The organism is Demequina activiva (assembly GCF_016862815.1).
In the GTDB taxonomy this organism is placed as follows: Bacteria; Actinomycetota; Actinomycetes; order Actinomycetales; family Demequinaceae; genus Demequina; species Demequina activiva.
This window is the reverse complement of sequence record NZ_BONR01000002.1, coordinates 410,584-428,481: the sequence shown is the minus strand read 5'-3', so window position 1 is coordinate 428,481 and position 17,898 is coordinate 410,584. Positions and strand designations below refer to the sequence as shown.

15 protein-coding genes are annotated in these 17,898 nt (G+C 70.8%); all 15 read left to right on the top strand.

Annotated elements, in window-relative coordinates; all coding sequences use genetic code 11:
- The first annotated feature begins 9 nt into the window (after window positions 1-9).
- The 15 genes from pyrR (at window position 10) to Dac01nite_RS06750 (ending at window position 17,889) form a co-directional block, all read left to right on the top strand.
- Window positions 10-606: a bifunctional pyr operon transcriptional regulator/uracil phosphoribosyltransferase PyrR gene (pyrR, locus tag Dac01nite_RS06820; protein ID WP_203654851.1), complete on the top strand. Its 597-nt coding sequence runs from the start codon at window positions 10-12 to the stop codon at window positions 604-606.
- Complete coding sequence (locus tag Dac01nite_RS06815) at window positions 603-1,565, top strand: aspartate carbamoyltransferase catalytic subunit (protein ID WP_203654843.1); 963 nt, start codon at window positions 603-605, stop codon at window positions 1,563-1,565. The genes pyrR and Dac01nite_RS06815 overlap by 4 nt, the downstream gene beginning before the upstream one ends.
- Window positions 1,562-2,872: a dihydroorotase gene (locus Dac01nite_RS06810; protein ID WP_203654841.1), complete on the top strand. Its 1,311-nt coding sequence runs from the start codon at window positions 1,562-1,564 to the stop codon at window positions 2,870-2,872. Before Dac01nite_RS06815 ends, Dac01nite_RS06810 begins: the two co-directional genes overlap by 4 nt.
- Window positions 2,869-3,999, top strand: a complete 1,131-nt coding sequence (gene carA / locus Dac01nite_RS06805; protein ID WP_203654839.1) for a glutamine-hydrolyzing carbamoyl-phosphate synthase small subunit — start codon at window positions 2,869-2,871, stop codon at window positions 3,997-3,999. The genes Dac01nite_RS06810 and carA overlap by 4 nt, the downstream gene beginning before the upstream one ends.
- The gene (gene carB, locus Dac01nite_RS06800; RefSeq protein ID WP_203654832.1) at window positions 3,999-7,328 is read left to right on the top strand and encodes a carbamoyl-phosphate synthase large subunit; all 3,330 of its coding nucleotides are present in this window, start codon (window positions 3,999-4,001) and stop codon (window positions 7,326-7,328) included. Before carA ends, carB begins: the two co-directional genes overlap by 1 nt.
- A gap of 27 nt (window positions 7,329-7,355) precedes the next feature.
- Window positions 7,356-8,198 (top strand): orotidine-5'-phosphate decarboxylase, encoded by an 843-nt coding sequence (pyrF, locus tag Dac01nite_RS06795; protein ID WP_203654824.1) that lies wholly within the window; start codon window positions 7,356-7,358, stop codon window positions 8,196-8,198.
- 25 nt (window positions 8,199-8,223) lie between these two features.
- Entirely contained in the window at window positions 8,224-8,538 is a 315-nt protein-coding gene (gene mihF / locus Dac01nite_RS06790; RefSeq protein ID WP_203654822.1) for an integration host factor, actinobacterial type, read from the top strand.
- A complete protein-coding gene (gene gmk / locus Dac01nite_RS06785) occupies window positions 8,535-9,089 on the top strand; it encodes a guanylate kinase (RefSeq protein WP_203654821.1) in 555 nt (184 codons plus the stop codon). Before mihF ends, gmk begins: the two co-directional genes overlap by 4 nt.
- A gap of 44 nt (window positions 9,090-9,133) precedes the next feature.
- Window positions 9,134-9,400 (top strand): DNA-directed RNA polymerase subunit omega, encoded by a 267-nt coding sequence (rpoZ, locus tag Dac01nite_RS06780; RefSeq protein ID WP_203654820.1) that lies wholly within the window; start codon window positions 9,134-9,136, stop codon window positions 9,398-9,400.
- Window positions 9,401-9,418: 18 nt separating this feature from the next.
- Complete coding sequence (gene coaBC / locus Dac01nite_RS06775; protein ID WP_203654819.1) at window positions 9,419-10,642, top strand: bifunctional phosphopantothenoylcysteine decarboxylase/phosphopantothenate--cysteine ligase CoaBC; 1,224 nt, start codon at window positions 9,419-9,421, stop codon at window positions 10,640-10,642.
- A 74-nt stretch (window positions 10,643-10,716) separates the two neighbouring features.
- Complete coding sequence (locus tag Dac01nite_RS06770) at window positions 10,717-12,213, top strand: HNH endonuclease (RefSeq protein ID WP_203654814.1); 1,497 nt, start codon at window positions 10,717-10,719, stop codon at window positions 12,211-12,213.
- Window positions 12,214-12,268: 55 nt separating this feature from the next.
- Window positions 12,269-13,438 carry a methionine adenosyltransferase gene (gene metK, locus Dac01nite_RS06765; protein ID WP_203654812.1) on the top strand — a complete coding sequence of 390 codons (1,170 nt, stop codon included), beginning with the start codon at window positions 12,269-12,271 and terminating at the stop codon, window positions 13,436-13,438.
- 16 nt (window positions 13,439-13,454) lie between these two features.
- Window positions 13,455-15,530 carry a primosomal protein N' family DNA-binding protein gene (locus tag Dac01nite_RS06760; RefSeq protein ID WP_203654810.1) on the top strand — a complete coding sequence of 692 codons (2,076 nt, stop codon included), beginning with the start codon at window positions 13,455-13,457 and terminating at the stop codon, window positions 15,528-15,530.
- A gap of 38 nt (window positions 15,531-15,568) precedes the next feature.
- Window positions 15,569-16,501 (top strand): methionyl-tRNA formyltransferase, encoded by a 933-nt coding sequence (fmt, locus tag Dac01nite_RS06755; protein WP_203654807.1) that lies wholly within the window; start codon window positions 15,569-15,571, stop codon window positions 16,499-16,501.
- Entirely contained in the window at window positions 16,498-17,889 is a 1,392-nt protein-coding gene (locus Dac01nite_RS06750) for an RsmB/NOP family class I SAM-dependent RNA methyltransferase (RefSeq protein WP_203654805.1), read from the top strand. Before fmt ends, Dac01nite_RS06750 begins: the two co-directional genes overlap by 4 nt.
- The last annotated feature ends 9 nt before the right edge of the window (window positions 17,890-17,898 follow it).

Sequence of the window (17,898 nt, the reverse complement as noted above, 5' to 3'; positions counted from 1 at the left end):
CATCCTTTAATGACCGTCCGGAGAGGCGGGGAAGGAGGTCTCCAGGTGACTGGGACCGTACTTGGCGCGCCTGACATCGCTCGGGCACTCACGCGCATCGCCCATGAGATCCTCGAACGCAACGAGGGCCACGACTCCCTGGTGCTGCTGGGCATCCCCACTCGCGGCGTGCCACTGGCCCACAGGCTGGCCGCGCGCATCGCGCAGGTAGAGCCGGGGTTCGACCCGACGGACCGTGCCGGCGCCCTCGACATCACGATGTACCGCGATGACCTCCACCGCCAGCCCACGCGCGCCATCGGCGAGACCACGCTCCCTGCTGAGGGCATCGACGATCGCACCATCGTGCTGGTCGACGACGTCTTCCACACCGGCCGCACCATCCGTGCGGCGCTCGATGCGATCAAGGACCTGGGACGGCCCCGCGCGGTGCAGCTCGCGGTCCTGGTCGATCGCGGTCACCGCGAGCTGCCCATTCGCGCGGACTTCGTGGGCAAGAACCTGCCCACGGCGAAGACCGAGCGCGTCGATGTCCATCTGGAGGAGACCGACGACGCCGACGAGGTCCTGATCTCTGGCGCAGGCAGCAAGGGGGCCGGAGCGTGAGGCACCTGCTCGACACCGACACGCTCTCCCGCGAGGACGCGATCCTCATCCTCGACACCGCCGCCCAGATGGCGGCCACGCAGGAGCGAGAGATGCGCAAGCTGCCCACGCTGCGCGGCAGGACCGTGGTGAACCTGTTCTTCGAGGACTCGACGCGCACGCGCATCAGCTTCGAGGCGGCCGCGAAGCGACTGAGCGCGGACGTCATCAACTTCTCCGCGAAGGGCAGCTCGCTGTCCAAGGGCGAGTCGCTCAAGGACACCGCGCTGACGCTGCAGGCGATGGGGGCCGATGCGGTGGTGGTCCGCCACTGGGCCTCCGGCGCGGCGCACCGGCTCGCCACCAGCGGGTGGATGCACGGCCATGTGCTCAATGCGGGCGACGGCACGCACCAGCACCCCACGCAGGCCCTGCTGGACGCCTTCACGATGCGCCGTCACCTGGTGTCCGAGCCCACGGGCAAGGCGCTCGAGGGGCTCACCTTCGCGATCGTGGGCGACATCCTGCATTCGCGCGTGGCCGGGTCGAACATCCCGCTGCTCAAGACGCTGGGCGCCAACGTGGTCGTGGTGGCACCGCCCACACTGCTGCCGTACGGCATGACCGAGCGGGAGGACATCGCGATCCACTACACGCTCGACGATGCCCTGGACGCTCACGAGCTGGACGGCATCATGATGCTGCGGGTCCAGCGCGAGCGGATGACGGGCGGCGGCTCAGGGTTCTTCCCGAGCCCCGAGGAGTACACGCGACTGTTCGGACTGGACGGCGACCGGATGCGGCGCATGCCGGACCACGCGATCGTGCTCCACCCTGGACCGATGAACCGCGGTCTCGAGATCTCGGCGGAGGCCGCGGACTCGCCGCGTTCCGTCATCGTCGAACAGGTCAGCAACGGCGTCGCCGTGCGCATGGCCTCCCTGTATCTGCTGCTTGCTGGAGAGGAGGCGGCGGAATGACGGACACCGCGACCGCCTATGTGATCGAGAACGTGTCGCTGTACGGGGACACGCGGGCTGACCTGGTGCTCAAGGACGGCGTCATCGCCTCCCTGAGCGCGGCCGATGCGCCTGAGGGCGCCGTGACGCTGCGTGGCGAGGGCCTGATCGCCCTCCCTGGCCTCGTGGACCTGCACACGCACCTCCGCGAGCCGGGCCGCGAGGACGCGGAAACCATCGAGACCGGCTCGCGCACCGCGGCACGAGGCGGCTTCACCGCCGTCCACGCGATGGCCAACACCACTCCCACCGCGGACACCGCTGGCGTGGTGGAGCAGGTATGGAGCCGCGGTCGCGAGGTGGGCCTGGTCGACGTCTTCCCCGTCGGAGCGGTGACAGTGGGCCTGGGCGGCACGCAGCTGTCCGAGATGGCCGCGATGGCGAACTCGCGCGCGCAGGTGCGGGTCTTCAGCGACGACGGCAAGTGCGTCCACGACCCGCTGCTGATGCGCCGCGCCCTGGAGTACGTCAAGACGTTCGGGGGAGTGGTCGCTCAGCACGCGCAGGATCCGCGTCTGACCGAGGGCTCCCAGATGAACGAGGGCCTGGTGTCCTCGGAGCTGGGCCTGGCCGGCTGGCCGTCGGTGGCAGAGGAGTCGATCATCGCCCGCGACGTGCTGCTCGCCGGCCACGTGGGCTCGCGGGTGCACATCTGCCACCTGTCCACGGCAGGCTCGGTCGAGATCATCCGCTGGGCCAAGGCCAAGGGGATCGACGTCACCGCGGAGGTCATGCCCCATCATCTGCTCCTGACCGATGAGTCAGTGCGCGGCTACGACGCACGGTTCAAGGTCAACCCCCCGCTGCGCACCCAGAAGGACGTCGACGCCGTGCGGGAGGGCCTGGCGGACGGGACCATCGACATCGTCGCCACCGATCACGCCCCGCATCCGGACGAGGACAAGGACTGCGAGTGGGGCGCCGCCGCGATGGGCATGATCGGCCTCGAGACTGCTCTGGCCATCGTCCAGAAGACGATGGTGGATCCCGGGACGCTGTCCTGGCGCGACGTCGCGCGCGTGATGAGCGAGGCTCCTGCACGCATCGGCCGGGATGGCGGGCACGGCCGCCCGCTCGAGGCGGGCGAGCCCGCGAACGTCACGCTCGTGGACCCCGGCGCCGCGTGGACCGTCGAGCCCGCCGCGACCGCCAGTCGGTCCAACAACTCTCCGTTCGGCGGCATCGAGCTGCCCGGACGCGCCGTCGCGACGTTCCTGCGCGGCGTGCCCACCCATCTTGATCAGGCTCTGGAAGGAGTCCGCGCGTGAGCGACACGACAGCCCTGCTCGTCCTGGAGGACGGCCGCACCTTCGAGGGCAAGGCGTACGGCGCCACGGGTCAGACCCTGGGCGAGATCGTCTTCAACACCGGCATGACCGGCTACCAGGAGACGCTCACCGACCCGAGCTATCACCGCCAGATCGTGGTCATGACCGCGCCGCACATCGGCAACACGGGGGTCAACGACGAGGACAACGAGTCGCGCCAGATCTGGGTCGCAGGCTACGTGGTGCGCGATCCCTCCCGGCGGTCCTCGAACTGGCGCGCGCAGCGCACCCTCGACGAGGATCTGGAGACCCAGGGGATCGTGGGCATCTCCGGCATCGACACCAGGCAGCTCACCCGCATCCTGCGCGAGGGCGTGATGCGCGCCGGGATCTTCTCCGGGGACGCACTCGCGCCGGTCGCCGAGCTGGTCGAGCGCGTCAAGGGTGGTGCGGAGATGTCCGGCGCCCACCTCGCGGACGAGGTCTCCGTTCCGGATGCGTACACGATCGAGCCGGCGGCTGGCGTCGACGAGGTCGCGCACGTGGTCGCCGTCGACCTGGGGATCAAGGCGATGACGCCGGAGATGATGGCGCAGCGCGGCATCAGGGTCACCGTGGTGCCCTCGACCTGGACCGCGGAGCAGATCCTGGACGCCAAGCCGGACGGGGTCTTCTTCTCCAATGGCCCTGGCGACCCCTCTGCCGCGGAGCAGCCGGTCCAGACTCTCAGACGCGTGCTCGACGCGAAGGTGCCGTTCTTCGGCATCTGCTTCGGCAACCAGCTCCTGGGCCGCGCCCTGGGCTACGGCACCTACAAGCTGCCCTTCGGGCACCGCGGCATCAACCAGCCCGTCATGGACCGCACCACGGGCAAGGTCGAGATCACCGCGCACAACCACGGCTTCGCCGTGGACGCGCCGCTCGACGGCGACTCGGTGTCCCCGGCGGGGTACGGGCGCGTCAAGGTGTCTCACGTGTGCCTCAACGACGACGTGGTCGAGGGCCTGGAGTGCCTCGACATCCCCGCGTTCTCCGTGCAGTACCACCCGGAGGCGGCGGCCGGCCCGCACGATGCCGCCTACCTGTTCGATCGATTCGTCTCCGTGATGAAGGGGGAGCGCCGCTGATGCCCAAGCGCGACGACATCAACTCCGTACTGGTCATCGGCTCTGGCCCCATCGTGATCGGTCAGGCCTGCGAGTTCGACTACTCCGGTACCCAGGCGTGCCGAGTCCTCAAGTCCGAGGGCGTGCGGGTGGTGCTGCTCAACTCGAACCCGGCGACGATCATGACGGATCCCGAGTTCGCGGACGCCACCTACGTGGAGCCCATCACCACCGAGGTGATCGAGTCGATCATCGCCAAGGAGCGACCCGACGCGCTGCTGCCCACCCTGGGCGGTCAGACGGCGCTGAACGCGGCGATCGACGCGCATGCGGAGGGGATCCTCGACAAGTACGGCGTCGAGCTCATCGGCGCCAACCTCGAGGCCATCAACCTGGGCGAGAACCGCGAGCTGTTCAAGGGTGTCGTGGAGCGCTGCGGAGCGGACTCCGCCGCCTCGCGCATCTGCCACACCATGGACGAGTGCCTCGCTGCCGCGGAGGAGCTGAACTATCCGGTGGTGGTGCGCCCGTCCTTCACCATGGGCGGCCTGGGCTCCGGCTTCGCGTACGACGCGGAGGATCTGCGCCGCATCGCAGGCGCCGGGCTGCACTACTCGCCCACCACCGAGGTGCTCCTGGAGGAGTCCATCCTGGGGTGGAAGGAGTACGAGCTCGAGCTCATGCGCGACAAGCACGACAACGTGGTGGTGGTCTGCTCGATCGAGAACGTGGACCCCGTGGGCGTGCACACCGGCGACTCGATCACGGTCGCGCCCGCCATGACGCTCACTGACCGCGAGTACCAGCGCATGCGCGACGTGGGCATCGCGATCATCCGTGAGGTGGGCGTGGACACGGGCGGCTGCAACGTCCAGTTCGCCGTCGAGCCGGACACGGGACGTCTCATCGTCATCGAGATGAACCCCCGCGTGTCGCGCTCGTCCGCTCTCGCATCCAAAGCCACGGGCTTCCCGATCGCGAAGATCGCCGCCCGCCTGGCCATCGGCTACACGCTCGACGAGATCCCCAACGACATCACCGGCTCCACCCCCGCGAGCTTCGAGCCCACGCTCGACTACGTGGTGGTGAAGGTGCCGCGCTTCGCGTTCGAGAAGTTCCCCGCCGCGGACCCCGTGCTCACCACGACCATGAAGTCGGTGGGCGAGGCGATGGCCATCGGCCGCAACTTCACCGAGGCGCTGGGCAAGGCGCTGCGCTCGATCGACAAGAAGGGCATGAACTTCCACTGGGACGGCGAGTTCCCCACGGGGGACGCCGTCGAGGAGCTGCTCAAGGCCGTCACCGTGCCCACCGAGAAGCGCTTCATCCAGGTCCAGCAGCTGCTGCGCGCCGTGCGCGCCGGCCACTGCGACATGGAGGCGGTGTACGAGGCCTGCAGGATCGACCCGTGGTTCCTGGACCAGATGCTGGTGATGAACGAGGTCGCGCACGAGGTCGCGCATGCCGCGGAGCTCGACGCGCCGCTGCTGCGGGAGGCCAAGTCGCACGGCCTCGCGGACGCTCAGATCGCCGCCCTGCGCGGCGTTCCCATCGAGGACGTCTACGCGCTGCGCGCCGAGCTGGGCGTGCAGCCGATCTTCAAGACGGTCGACACCTGCGCAGCCGAGTTCGAGGCCCGCACGCCGTACCACTACAGCTCGTACGACGCGGAGACCGAGGTCGCGCCCCGCGAGCGCGAGGCCGTGCTCATCCTGGGATCCGGCCCCAACCGCATCGGCCAGGGCATCGAGTTCGACTACTCGTGCGTCCACGCGGCGCTGAGCCTCAAGGACCGGTACGAGACCGTCATGGTCAACTGCAACCCCGAGACCGTGTCGACGGACTACGACACCGCGAACCGGCTGTACTTCGAGCCGCTCACGTTCGAGGACGTGATGGCGGTCTACGAGGCGGAGAAGGCCGCGGGCCCCGTCAAGGGCATGTTCGTCCAGCTGGGCGGGCAGACGCCACTGAGCCTCGCGCAGCGCCTGGCCGATGCGGGCGTGCCGATCCTTGGCACGTCTCCCGAGGCGATCGACAACGCCGAGGACCGCGCGGCGTTCGGTCGCGTGCTGGAGGCAGCCGGCGTGCCCGCGCCGGCCTACGGCACGGCCCACGGTATCGACGAGGCGATCGAGATCGCCGAGCGCATCACCTACCCGGTGCTGGTGCGCCCTTCCTACGTCCTGGGCGGGCGCGGCATGGAGATCGTCTACGACCGCGAGCAGCTCGAGGACTACGGCACCCGCATGGCGGACGTGGGGGACCACGCCACGGACGCGCCGCTGCTGATCGACCGCTTCCTCGATGACGCGATCGAGATCGACGTCGACGCGCTGTACGACGGGACGGACCTATACCTCGGTGGCGTCATGGAGCACATCGAGGAGGCCGGCATCCACTCGGGCGACTCCGCGTGCGTGCTGCCGCCCGTGACCCTGTCTCTGGACGAGCTCGAGCGCATCCGCCGCTCGACACAGGCGCTTGCCGAGGGCATCGGCGTCCGTGGCCTGATGAACGTCCAGTACGCGCTCGTGAGCGACGTCCTCTACGTGCTCGAGGCGAATCCCCGTGCCAGCCGCACCGTGCCGTTCGTGGCGAAGGCGACCGGCGTGCCCCTCGCATCGGCCGCCGCGCTGGTGATGACCGGCTCGACCATCGCGCAGCTCAAGGCCGACGGCGTGCTGCCGGAGATCGACGCCGCGAGCATCGACATGAGCCAGCGCGTGGCCGTGAAGGAGGCGGTGCTGCCGTTCAAGCGCTTCCGCACGCACGAGGGCCTGGTGGTCGACTCGGTGCTGGGACCGGAGATGCGCTCCACGGGCGAGGTCATGGGCTTCGACGAGACCTTCCCGCTGGCGTTCGCGAAGTCGCAGGCCGCCGCTTTCGGAGGGCTCCCCACCGAGGGCAAGGCGTTCGTGTCCGTCGCGGACCGCGACAAGCGCTCGATCGTGTTCCCCGTCGCTCGGCTGCATGCGCTCGGCTTCGAGATCCTCGCGACCGAGGGCACGGCGCAGGTGCTGGGCCGTCACGGCATCCCCACCTCGGTGGTGCGCAAGCACTCCGAGGGGCGCGGGCCCACGGGCGAGCCCACCATCGTCGACCTCGTGAACGCAGGCGAGGTGCCGCTGGTGATCAACACTCCCTCAGGCCAGGGCGCGCGCGCCGACGGCTACGAGATCCGGGCAGCGGCGACGGCGGCGGACGCGGCGATCGTGACCACCACGCAGCAGCTCGCGGCGGCCGTGCTCGCCATCGAGGCGCTCCGCAAGGGTCCGTTCGACGTTCTCAGCCTCCAGGACGCCGCCGGTGCCCGTGCGAGAAACGTCATCGCAGGTAACATGGCCTAGTAACGCGTCCGCGACAAGGAGGACCGCATGCGGTTTGGGGCTCAGCTCGCCGATGCTATGGACCGGTTCGGTCCGCTGTGCGTGGGCATCGACCCGCACGCCTCGCTGCTCCAGGCCTGGGGCCTCGAGGACACGCCCGAGGGCCTCGCGGCGTTTGGCGAGACTGTCGTGGACGCCGCCGCAGGCTCCGCTGCCGCGGTCAAGCCCAACGCGGCGTTCTTCGAGCGCCACGGGGCTCGGGGCGTCGCGGCGCTCGAGTACGTGCTCCGCAAGGCGCGCGAACGCGAGGTGCTCACCATCCTCGACGCGAAGCGCGGGGACATCGGCTCGACCATGCAGGGCTACGCGGACGCCTACCTGCGCCCAGGGGCACCGCTCGAGTGCGACGCGCTCACGGTGTCGCCGTACCTGGGCTTCGGTTCCCTCGCGCCCGCGCTGGACCTGGCGGCCGAGCACGGCAAGGGACTCTTCGTGCTGGCCCTGACCTCGAATCCCGAGGGCGCATCGGTCCAGCACGCCGTGGGTCCGGACGGCGAGGTGGTGGCGGCGGCGATGGTGCGCTCAGCGGCCGCATGCAACGTGGGCGCACAGCCCATGGGAGATGTAGGGCTCGTCGTCGGTGCGACGGTGGGCTCGGCGGTGTCGGACCTCGGCATCGGCCTCGAGGGGCTCAACGGCCCCATCCTCGCGCCCGGTGTGGGCGCCCAGGGCGCGGGTCCCGCGGAATTGTCCCAGGTATTCGGGAACTCCCGCAGGCTCGTGCTCGTCAACCAGTCGAGGGGCGTGCTGAGCGCAGGCCCCTTCGCGGAGAAGCTGCGCGGCGCCATCCAGGCCGCCGCGGGAGCAGCGCAGTTCGCGTTGCGGGGATGACCCGCTCGCGAGGAAGGAGGGACCCGTGGCGACACCAGAACTGACCGATGAGCAGCGGGCGGCGGCCCTCGTGAAGGCGACGGCCGTGCGCAGCGCGCGCCGCGTCTTCAAGGAGGAGCTGTCGCGCGGAGAGATGAGTCTCGAGCAGGCCATCACCCGCGCCAAGGCCGACGAGGCTCTCGCCGGCATCCGTGTCCGCGATCTGCTGCAGTGCCTGCCGGGCATCGGCCCCAAGCGTGCCGAGTCGGCGATGGAGGAGATCGGCATCTCGCCTGCACGTCGCATCCGCGGCCTGGGCGCTCATCAGGTCGAGGCGCTCGTCGAGCGCGAGCATCGATGACCCGACTTGTCGTGCTCGCAGGACCCACAGCGGTGGGCAAGGGCACACTGGTACGTGCCCTGCGCGAGCGCAGCCCCGACATCTGGGTGTCCGTGTCCGCCACCACGCGCTCGCCCCGGCCGGGAGAGGTGGACGGAGTGGACTATCACTTCGTGTCGGACGACGACTTCACGCACATGATCGAGCGGGGCGAGCTGCTGGAGTGGGCGACGGTGCACGGCACCCATCGGTATGGGACCCCGCGCACCCCGGTCGACAACGCGCTGGCCGCCGGCAAGCCGTCGCTGCTCGAGATCGACCTCCAGGGGGCTCGCCAGGTCAAGGCGTCGATGCCCGAGGCGCTGTACGTGTTCATCGAGCCGCCCTCGATGGACGAGCTCGTGCGCAGGCTCGTCGGCCGCGGCACGGAGGACGACCTCGAGCGCGAGCGCAGGCTGCGCACGGCTGAGACCGAGATGGCGGCCTCCAAGGAGTTCGATCGCATCATCATCAACGACGACCTCGACACGGCGGTCTCCCAGCTGGAGGCCCTGGTGCTGGACGCGCGGTAGACTGGTCGGCGGACTTTCCCCTACATGCAATCTTTGGAGTGATCGTGGCCGGAACTGTGGCACAGCCCGAGGGCATCACCAACCCGCCCATCGACGAGCTGCTCGAGAAAGTGGACTCGAAGTACGCCCTCGTGATCTACGGCTCCAAGCGCGCCCGCCAGATCAACTCGTACTACGAGGCGCTGGGCGAGGGCCACTTCGAGAACGTGGGCCCGCTGGTCGAGGCGGACTCCACCGACAAGCCGCTGTCCGTCGCGCTGCGCGAGATCAACGAGGGCGGCCTGCTGGAGCTCGGCGACGACGCCGAGTAACCCCAGCACTCACACCTGATGCGCGTCCTCCTGGGCGTGACCGGCGGGATCGCGGCCTACAAGGTCGCGCTCGTGCTGCGACGCCTGGTCGAGGACGGCCATTCCGTGCGGGTGGTGCCCACCGCATCGTCCCTGAACTTCGTGGGACGGGCGACGTGGGAGGCCCTCTCGGGGCACCCGGCGCCCACCGAGACGTTCGAGGATGTGCCCTCGGTGGCGCACGTGCGCCTGGGCCAGGCCGCGGACGTGGTGCTGGTGGCGCCTGCCACCGCGGACTTCCTGGCATCGATGGCGGCCGGCAGTGCGCGCGACCTGCTGGGCAATGCACTGCTCGCCACCGAGGCGCCCGTGGTGGTGGCGCCCGCGATGCACACGGAGATGTGGAACGACGCCGCGACCCTCGCCAATGTGGCGACGCTGCGCTCACGCGGCGTGCACGTGATCGACCCCGCCGTGGGACGGCTGACCGGACCCGACTCCGGTCCTGGTCGCCTGCCTGAGCCCGAGGCGCTCGTGGAGGCCCTGTACTCCGTCGCCTCCGGCGCCGGCCTGGCACTGGACGCGCCCTCGGGTCCGTGGGGCGACCTCGCCGGACGCCGATTGGTGGTGAGCGCCGGCGGCACGCGCGAGCCCATCGACGCGGTGCGCTTCCTCGGCAACCGCTCGTCTGGCCTGCAGGGCTTCGCACTGGCCGAGGCGGCGCGCGAGCGGGGCGCGTCGGTGACGGTCGTGGCGGCTCATGTCGCGCTGCCGCTGGGAGAGGGGATCGCGCGCGTCGAGGTGTCCACCGCGGACGAGCTGGACGCCGCGATGCGCGACGCGGCCGCCGATGCCGACATCGTGATCATGGCGGCCGCCGTCGCTGACTATCGCCCCGCATCGGCCGCTGCGACCAAGCTCAAGAAGTCCGGCGACGCCGGGCTGACGCTCGAGCTGGTGCAGACGGCCGATGTGCTGGCGGGGCTGGTCGCCGCGCGCCGGCCGGGGCAGGTGGTCGTGGGATTCGCTGCCGAGACCGGCGACGACTCCGGCAGCGTGATCGAGCACGGCGCCGCGAAGGCACGCCGCAAGGGTGCAGATCTGCTCGTCGTGAACGAGGTCGGCGAGGGACTCGGGTTCGGCGCGGCCTCGAACACGGTGGTGATGCTCGACTCGTCGGGGTCCCCGGTGGGGGAGGCCTCCGGGTCGAAGCTCGCCGTCGCGCACGCGGTGCTGGATGCGGCCGCTGCACGACTGGACTGACGCGCGCTCTTCCCGACTCCTCCTGGTAGACCAGCTGTCGCGGCGATGTCAGATCCCGGTGGTTGACTCAACCCGTGGACATCAAGACCGCAGAGATCGAGCAGGTGAGCGCCCTGGTGGGCGAGCTCGCCGCGCGCGAGATCTCGGGGCTGTCCACTGACGCTCTGCTGGGTCAGAATGCGGCGATCGCGAGGCTCGAGCGCATGGTCGGCGCGCTGGGGTCGCGCTATGCAGGAGAGATTGCGAGGCGCTCGGCGCCGGAGCTTCCCGGCGGCGGCCTGGCCCGGCGTGCGGGCAAGGGCAACGCCGAGTCGTTGCTGTCCCACGTGCGTGGAGGGAGCGTCGCGGGTGCGAAGAGGTCCATCAGCGCCGGCGGGGCCTTCGTGCCGGCCGATGCGCCGGCTGGGTGGGACGGCCAGGTCGCCGATGTGCAGGGCGGCACTGCGCCAACGAGCAACCTGCCGGCGCCGCGGTATCCGGTGGTGGCTCGGGCGTCGGTGGCGGGGGAGCTGTCGGTCGACGCGGCCAGTTTGATCGTTGACGGTCTGGACAAGGTGCGCGACCGCATGGACGCAGAGGCGCTGCGGCAGCTGGAGGAGCGGCTGGTGGCGCGGGCGGTGCCGATGAACGCGCACGAGGTGCGAAAGATGATCCTGCGCGCGGTTGCGCGGGTGGACCATGCGGAGCTCCAGCGTCGGGAGCGGGAGAACCACGAAGCCCGCTACCTGTGGTGGAAGCAGGACCACGAGGGCACGGTGGTGATTGACCGCCAGATGGATGCCGTGACGGCCGCGCCGATTCTGACGGTGCTGGAGCAGATGACCACCCGAGACGTGCGGCGCCAGGGACGCGACGAGGGAGAGACCGCGGACACCGGCACGCAGGATTTGAGAACGGTGGGGCAGATGCGGGTGGACGCGTTGCATGACTTGGCGCGGCATGCGTTGGGCTGCACCGCGATGCAGCGGTCGGGAGTGCGGACCTCGGTGGTGGTGCGAATGTCGCTGGCCGACCTCATGAGAGGCGACGGTCTGGGCAGAATCGACGGCATCGATCAGCCAGTTTCCGTGCGCGAGGTGCGGCGGCTGGCCGGAGACGCTGGCATCATTCCGGAGGTTCTCGCCGGTGATGGCACGGCGCTGGATCTGGGACGCGCGGTGCGGCTGTTCACCCCGGCGCAACGCCTGGCGCTCCTGGAGCGCGATGGCGGATGTGCGAAGTGCCATGCCCCGCCCGAGCACTGCGAGGCTCATCACCTTCGCTGGTGGGAGCACGGCGGCGGTACCGATCTTGCCAACGGCGTCATGCTGTGCACCCGATGTCACCACGACGTGCACCGTCAAGGGTGGGAGATCGAAGCGACCGCGACGTCCGTCACCTTCATCCCGCCACCGCACCTCGATCCGGGTAGAGCTCCGTCTCCCGGTGGCCGAGCGGCGCTCGATGTCGAGGTCCCACCTCCGTGGCCCGACCTTCCACCGATCACACCGGAGGACGAGGCGATGGTCCGCGCCTGGGAACGCGAGCACTGGGCAGCAGAGACACAGCTGCTCGAGAAGGTTCGTTCATGACCTCGCGCTCGACGATCCGACGATCGACGCGGCACTCGACGCTAGGCTGGCGGCCGTGACGAATCTCCAGCTGTTCACCTCCGAGTCCGTGACCGAGGGTCACCCGGACAAGATCTGCGATCAGGTGTCGGACGCGATCCTCGACGAGATGCTGCGCCAGGATCGCGGCTCGCGCGTGGCGGTCGAGACGATGGTCACGACCGGACTCGTCCATGTGGCGGGCGAGGTGACCACTGAGGCCTACGTCGACATCCCGGGCCTGATCCGCGAGGTCGTGACGGGAATCGGCTACACGTCCTCGAAGGCGGGCTTCGATGGCGACTCGTGCGGCGTGTCGGTGTCGATCGGCGAGCAGAGCCCCGACATCTGGGCGGGCGTGGGCAGCGCGACGGATACGGACGGCTCCGAGCTGGGAGCGGGTGACCAGGGCCTGATGTTCGGCTATGCGTGCCGCGACACTCCCGAGCTGATGCCGCTGCCGATCGCGATCGCGCATCGGCTCACTCAGCGCCTCGCCCAGGTGCGGCGCGAGGGCGTCGTCGACTGGCTGCGGCCCGACGGCAAGGCTCAGGTCACGATCGGCTACGACGGCGACGTGCCGCGCACGGTGGACACGGTGGTGGTGTCGAGCCAGCACGCCGAGGACGTGGCGACGCCCGACGTTCGCGCGGCCGTCGAGGAGCTGGTGATCGCTCCGGTGCTGTCCGCCTTCGAGCTGGATGCGACGGGACACCGTTCGCTCATCAACCCCACGGGCACCTTCGTGATCGGCGGTCCGAAGGGCGATGCGGGACTGACGGGCCGCAAGATCATCGTCGACACCTATGGCGGCATGGCCCGCCATGGCGGCGGCGCGTTCTCGGGCAAGGATCCTTCGAAGGTGGACCGCTCGGCCGCCTACGCGATGCGGTGGGTGGCGAAGAACGTGATCGCCGCCGGACTCGCGGATCGATGCGAGGTTCAGGTCGCCTACGCGATCGGCACCGCGCACCCGGTGGGCCTGTACGTGGAGACCTTCGGCACATCGGCGGTCGCACCGGAGCGCATCGCCGCTGCGATCCGCTCGGTGTTCGACCTCCGGCCTGCGGCGATCATCGAGGCACTCGACCTGCGCCGTCCCATCTACCGCCAGACGGCCGCATACGGTCACTTCGGGCGCGAGCTCCCGGACTTCACCTGGGAGCGCACCGACCGCGCGGACGCGCTGGCCGCAGCCTGCGCGTGAGGATGCGCGTGCCGGCGTGACCCGCCACGGAGACGGCATGGATGCCGAACCGGACACGCTCTTCCCGCGCGAGCAGGCCGCGGCAGCGCGGCCAGAACCACGTCGGCGTGCCCGTGCCGAACGTCCACAGCGCGAGGATGCGGCGAGTCCGGCGGTCGTGATCGCCTCGGTGGTGGTCGACAGCCCGCTGCCGCACCTGGACAGAGCCTTCGACTACGCAGTGCCCCCGAAGCTGCAGGACGCGGTGGCCGTCGGGTCGCGCGTGCGCGCAGTCTTCGCTGGCCGACTCGTGGGGGCCGTCGTCGTCGCACTCGGCTCCGGGTCTGACTTCGAGGGCGCCGTGAGCGAGCTCCGGAGCTCGAGCGCGATCCCCAGCTACACGCCCTCCGCCATCGAGCTCGCCCGCGCCGTCGCGCGCCGCTACGGAGGGTCGCTGTGGGACGTGCTGCGCCTGATGGCGCCCCCACGGGTTGCCGCCATCGAGAAGCGCGACTGGGGGCGCGCCGTCGAGCCAGACGGAACCGCGCAGGCGGACCCGTACCGACGAGCGCTCGGCGCCGTCGAGGGCGAAGCGCTGATCGCGACGAGGGAGCGAGCCGTCTGGGAGGCCGTGCCCGAGACAGAGCCCCGCGGGAGCGTCCCGGTCGCGACGCTCGTGGCGACCGCCGTGGCTCGTGTGGCGGACGGAGGCTCGGCCATCCTCGTGGTCCCCGATGCGCGCGCCGCGAGCGCCGTGCTGCGCGAGTGCGAGCGGGTAGGGCTGCGCAGGTGGACCACCCGCAGCGGCGGCGAGGTCGCCGTGCTCGATCACGATGACGGACCCACGGTGCGATTCGGCAGCTATCTCGCCGCCATGCACGGACGCGCCCGCATCGTGATCGGCACGCGTCCCACGGCACTCCAGCCGGTGCCGGACCTTCGCCTGATCGCGGTCTGGGACGAGGCCAACGGTGCGCTCGAGGACCCGCATGCCCCCTACCCCCACGCACGCACCGTGGCCGCGATGAGAGCGGAGGACGGCACCGCCCTGCTGATCGGCGGGTACGCCCTCAGCTCAGACGCGGTGGCGCTGGCCGAGCATGGCTGGGCGCGGCTCATCGCCTCCAGCCGCGACCACGTGCGCGAGAGCGTCCCGGCCGTCGACGTCGTCACCTCCGAGCGCCGGGACGCCGAGGGCGGCTCCGGATGGCACTGGATGCCCGGGTCCGTGTGGCGCCAGCTGCGATCGGCAGTCGACCGCGGCCCTGTGGGCATCGTGGTTCCCCGCACCGGCTACGTGCGCGCCGCAGCGTGCGCCCGCTGCGACGCGTGGGCGGTGTGCCGCGAGTGCGACTCCCTGCTCGCCGTCGCAGGGTCCGGAGATGATCCCGCCTGCATCGATGAGGGGCATGCGCAGCCCGACTGGCACTGCCGGGAGTGTCAGGGTTCGCGACTCAAGCACGTGCGTCAAGGAGCGGAGCGCATCGGCGAGCAGCTCCAGCGCATGCTCGGCGAGGTGCGGCTGACGGTCTCGACCGCTCAGGCCGGCGTCGTGCCCGACGGCCAGGTCACGGACGGAGCGGTGCTGGCGACTCCCGCCGCGCTGCCTGCGGTGGCGGGGGGGTACTCGCACCTGGTGATCCTCGACGCCGGCGTTCCCGCGGGCATGGGCCTGGGCGGCGAGCTGAGGGCCATCCGATGGTGGCTCTGCGCCGCCGCGCTGGTGCGGTCCCGCCGGGACGGCGGGGCGGTGTCGGTGGTCGGCGAGCTCCCGCCTGCCGTGGCGCGTGCGCTGTCCACGTGGACACCAGCTCAGGCGGCGCTCGACGAGTACCGCGAGCGCGCCACGCTCGGCCTGCCGCCCCATCGGCGCCACCTTTTGGTGAGCGGTGATCCAGAGACTGTCGCCGCGGCGCTCCAGTCCGCAGGCGTGCCTCAGGGAGGAGATGACAGCATCTCCGTCGTGCCCGGGCCTCGCGGTTCCGGGGTGCTGGTCCCTCGGTCGAGGGCCCAAGGGATCGTCGACGGGATCAGGGCGGCGCAGCGAGCGGCATCCCGTGACGGCCGGGAGCTGCGACTGCGCGTCGACGGCCCCTTGGAGCTGCCTCGGTGACGGCCGGCGCGCCGTCGCCGCCGCCCTACGATGGGCGCATGCGTCTCATCTTCGCCGGCACCCCCGAGATCGCGATCCCCAGCCTCGAGGCACTCGCAGCGCAGCACGAGATCGTCGCCGTCGTGACCCAGCCCGACTCCCGTGGCCGCCGTGGAAGGTCTCTGCACCCATCCCCGGTCAAGGAGTTCGCCGTCCAGCATGGCTGGCCCGTGCACACTCCCGAGCGGGCCTCGGATCCGGACTTCATCGCCGCCATGGCAGCGCTCGAGGCCGATGTCGCGGCCGTGGTGGCGTACGGTCAGATCCTGCGCCCAGCCCTGCTCGACGCCACCCGGACCGGATGGGTCAATCTCCACTTCTCGCTGCTGCCTGCGTGGCGCGGCGCCGCGCCCGTGCAGCGCTCGATCATGGCTGGCGACGAGATCACCGGCGCGAGCGCCTTCCTGCTGGATGCAGGCATGGACACCGGTCCGGTGATCGGGAGCGTCACGGAGACGATTCGGCGCTCGGACACCGCCGGGACGCTGCTCGAGCGACTCGCCGTGATCGGCGCACCCCTGCTGGTCCAGGCGGTGGAGGCCCTGGCGGTGGGAGCGGCTGCGCCCATCGCGCAGCCCGCGGACGGCGTCAGCCATGCCGCCAAGCTCTCGCGCGAGGACGCGTACGTGCGCTGGGACCGCCCGGCGCACGTGGTGGACCGGCAGATCCGCGGCTGCACCCCCGCGCCCGGCGCGTGGACCACGCTCCCGGACGGCAGCCCGCTCAAGCTGGGCCCCGTGCGCGTCAGGGACGACCTCGCGACCACCGTGCCAGGCCAGGTCGCGGAGCGCGACGGTGCCGTGCTGGTCGGCACGGGCGGGCACCCCGTGGAGCTGACCTGGGTGCAGCCTGCGGGCAAGACCCGCACCGAGGCGGCCGCCTGGTGGCGCGGCGCCCGCATTCCTGAGCCCTCGATCCTGGGAGACGCATGAGCACCAAGCGCAAGAACAAAGGCCTGCCCGGCGCCGCGAAGCGCCCGCCCACCCCACGCCAGGCGGCGTTCGAGTGCATCGAGGCCGTGGTATACGACTCGGCATACGCGAACCTCGCGATGCCGCGCATCCTCGCGAGCGCGGGCCTCACCGGCCGGGACGCGGCCTTCGCGACCGAGCTCGCCTACGGCGCACTGCGCATGGAGAAGCTCTACGACGCCGTCATCGCCTCGGCTGCGCGGCGTCCGGCGGAGGCCGTGGACAACTCGGTGCGGATCGCACTGTGGCTCGGCATCCATCAGGCTCTGGCGATGCGCGTGCCCGCGCACGCGGCAGTCAACGAGACCGTCGAGCAGGCCCGTCGTCACGCGGGAGTCGGGGCAGCCAAGTTCGCCAACGCCGTGATGCGTCGGGTGACGGAGCGCGACGCCGACGCGTGGCTCGCCGTCGTGGCCTCCGGCACCTCCCGCGAAGCCCTCGCCACACGCCACTCGCACCCGGAGTGGGTCGTGGCCGAGCTCGAGCAGGCTCTCGCCGCTGGTGGCCGCGCCGGCGAGATCGAGGAGCTGCTGGTCGCGGACAACACGCCGGCGGCCGTGGCGCTGGTCGCACGTCCGGGCCTGGTGGATCGCGACGTGCTCGTGGAAGCCATCGAGGGGGCCGAGGCGACCCCTTTGTCGCCCTACGGCGTGACTCTCGCCGGGGGAGCGCCAGGCGACATCGAGGCGGTCCGCGAGCGACGCGCCGCCGTCCAGGACGAGGGCAGTCAGGTCTCTGCAGCGGCGCTGGTGGCCGCGAGGACGGTCGAGAGCGGTGAGCGTTGGCTCGACATGTGCGCCGGGCCCGGCGGCAAGGCGGCACTGCTGGGCGCGCTCGCCGCGCGCGACGGCGCGACGCTGGATGCGCTCGAGCTCCACGAGCACCGTGCCGAGCTGGTGCGCGACTCCGTCCGCGCGGTCCCCGAGGGCGTGGTGTCCGTCCACGTGGGCGACGGCCGCACGTGGGAGGGCGGGCCTTACGACCGGATCCTGCTCGACGCCCCCTGCACAGGACTGGGAGCGCTGCGACGCCGGCCCGAGGCCCGGTGGCGGCGCGAGAAGGAGGACGTCGCCGAGCTCGCGACGCTCCAACGCGAGCTGCTCGACGCCGCGACCGCGCTTCTCAAGCCAGGAGGCGTGCTCGCCTACGTCACCTGCTCGCCCGTGGTGTCCGAGACCACGGCGGTCATCGAGGGCTCGTCGCTGTCCGCGCTTGACACCCCTGCCGTCCTGGCGGGGCTCAGCGGCGCCGAGCCCCGCACGTTCGGCACCGATCGGCACGCACAGCTCTGGCCCCACGTCCATGGCACCGATGCGATGTTCATCGCGCTGCTGACGGCGCCGGCATGAGTGCCGGGT

Coding starts and splice junctions, on each gene's coding strand:
- Dac01nite_RS06750 (WP_203654805.1), top strand. CDS start 16,498: ATGAGCACCAAGCGCAAGAACAAAGGCCTGCCCGGCGCCGCGAAGCGC.
- carB (WP_203654832.1), top strand. CDS start 3,999: ATGCCCAAGCGCGACGACATCAACTCCGTACTGGTCATCGGCTCTGGC.
- fmt (WP_203654807.1), top strand. CDS start 15,569: ATGCGTCTCATCTTCGCCGGCACCCCCGAGATCGCGATCCCCAGCCTC.
- gmk (WP_203654821.1), top strand. CDS start 8,535: ATGACCCGACTTGTCGTGCTCGCAGGACCCACAGCGGTGGGCAAGGGC.
- coaBC (WP_203654819.1), top strand. CDS start 9,419: ATGCGCGTCCTCCTGGGCGTGACCGGCGGGATCGCGGCCTACAAGGTC.
- pyrR (WP_203654851.1), top strand. CDS start 10: ATGACCGTCCGGAGAGGCGGGGAAGGAGGTCTCCAGGTGACTGGGACC.
- Dac01nite_RS06810 (WP_203654841.1), top strand. CDS start 1,562: ATGACGGACACCGCGACCGCCTATGTGATCGAGAACGTGTCGCTGTAC.
- pyrF (WP_203654824.1), top strand. CDS start 7,356: ATGCGGTTTGGGGCTCAGCTCGCCGATGCTATGGACCGGTTCGGTCCG.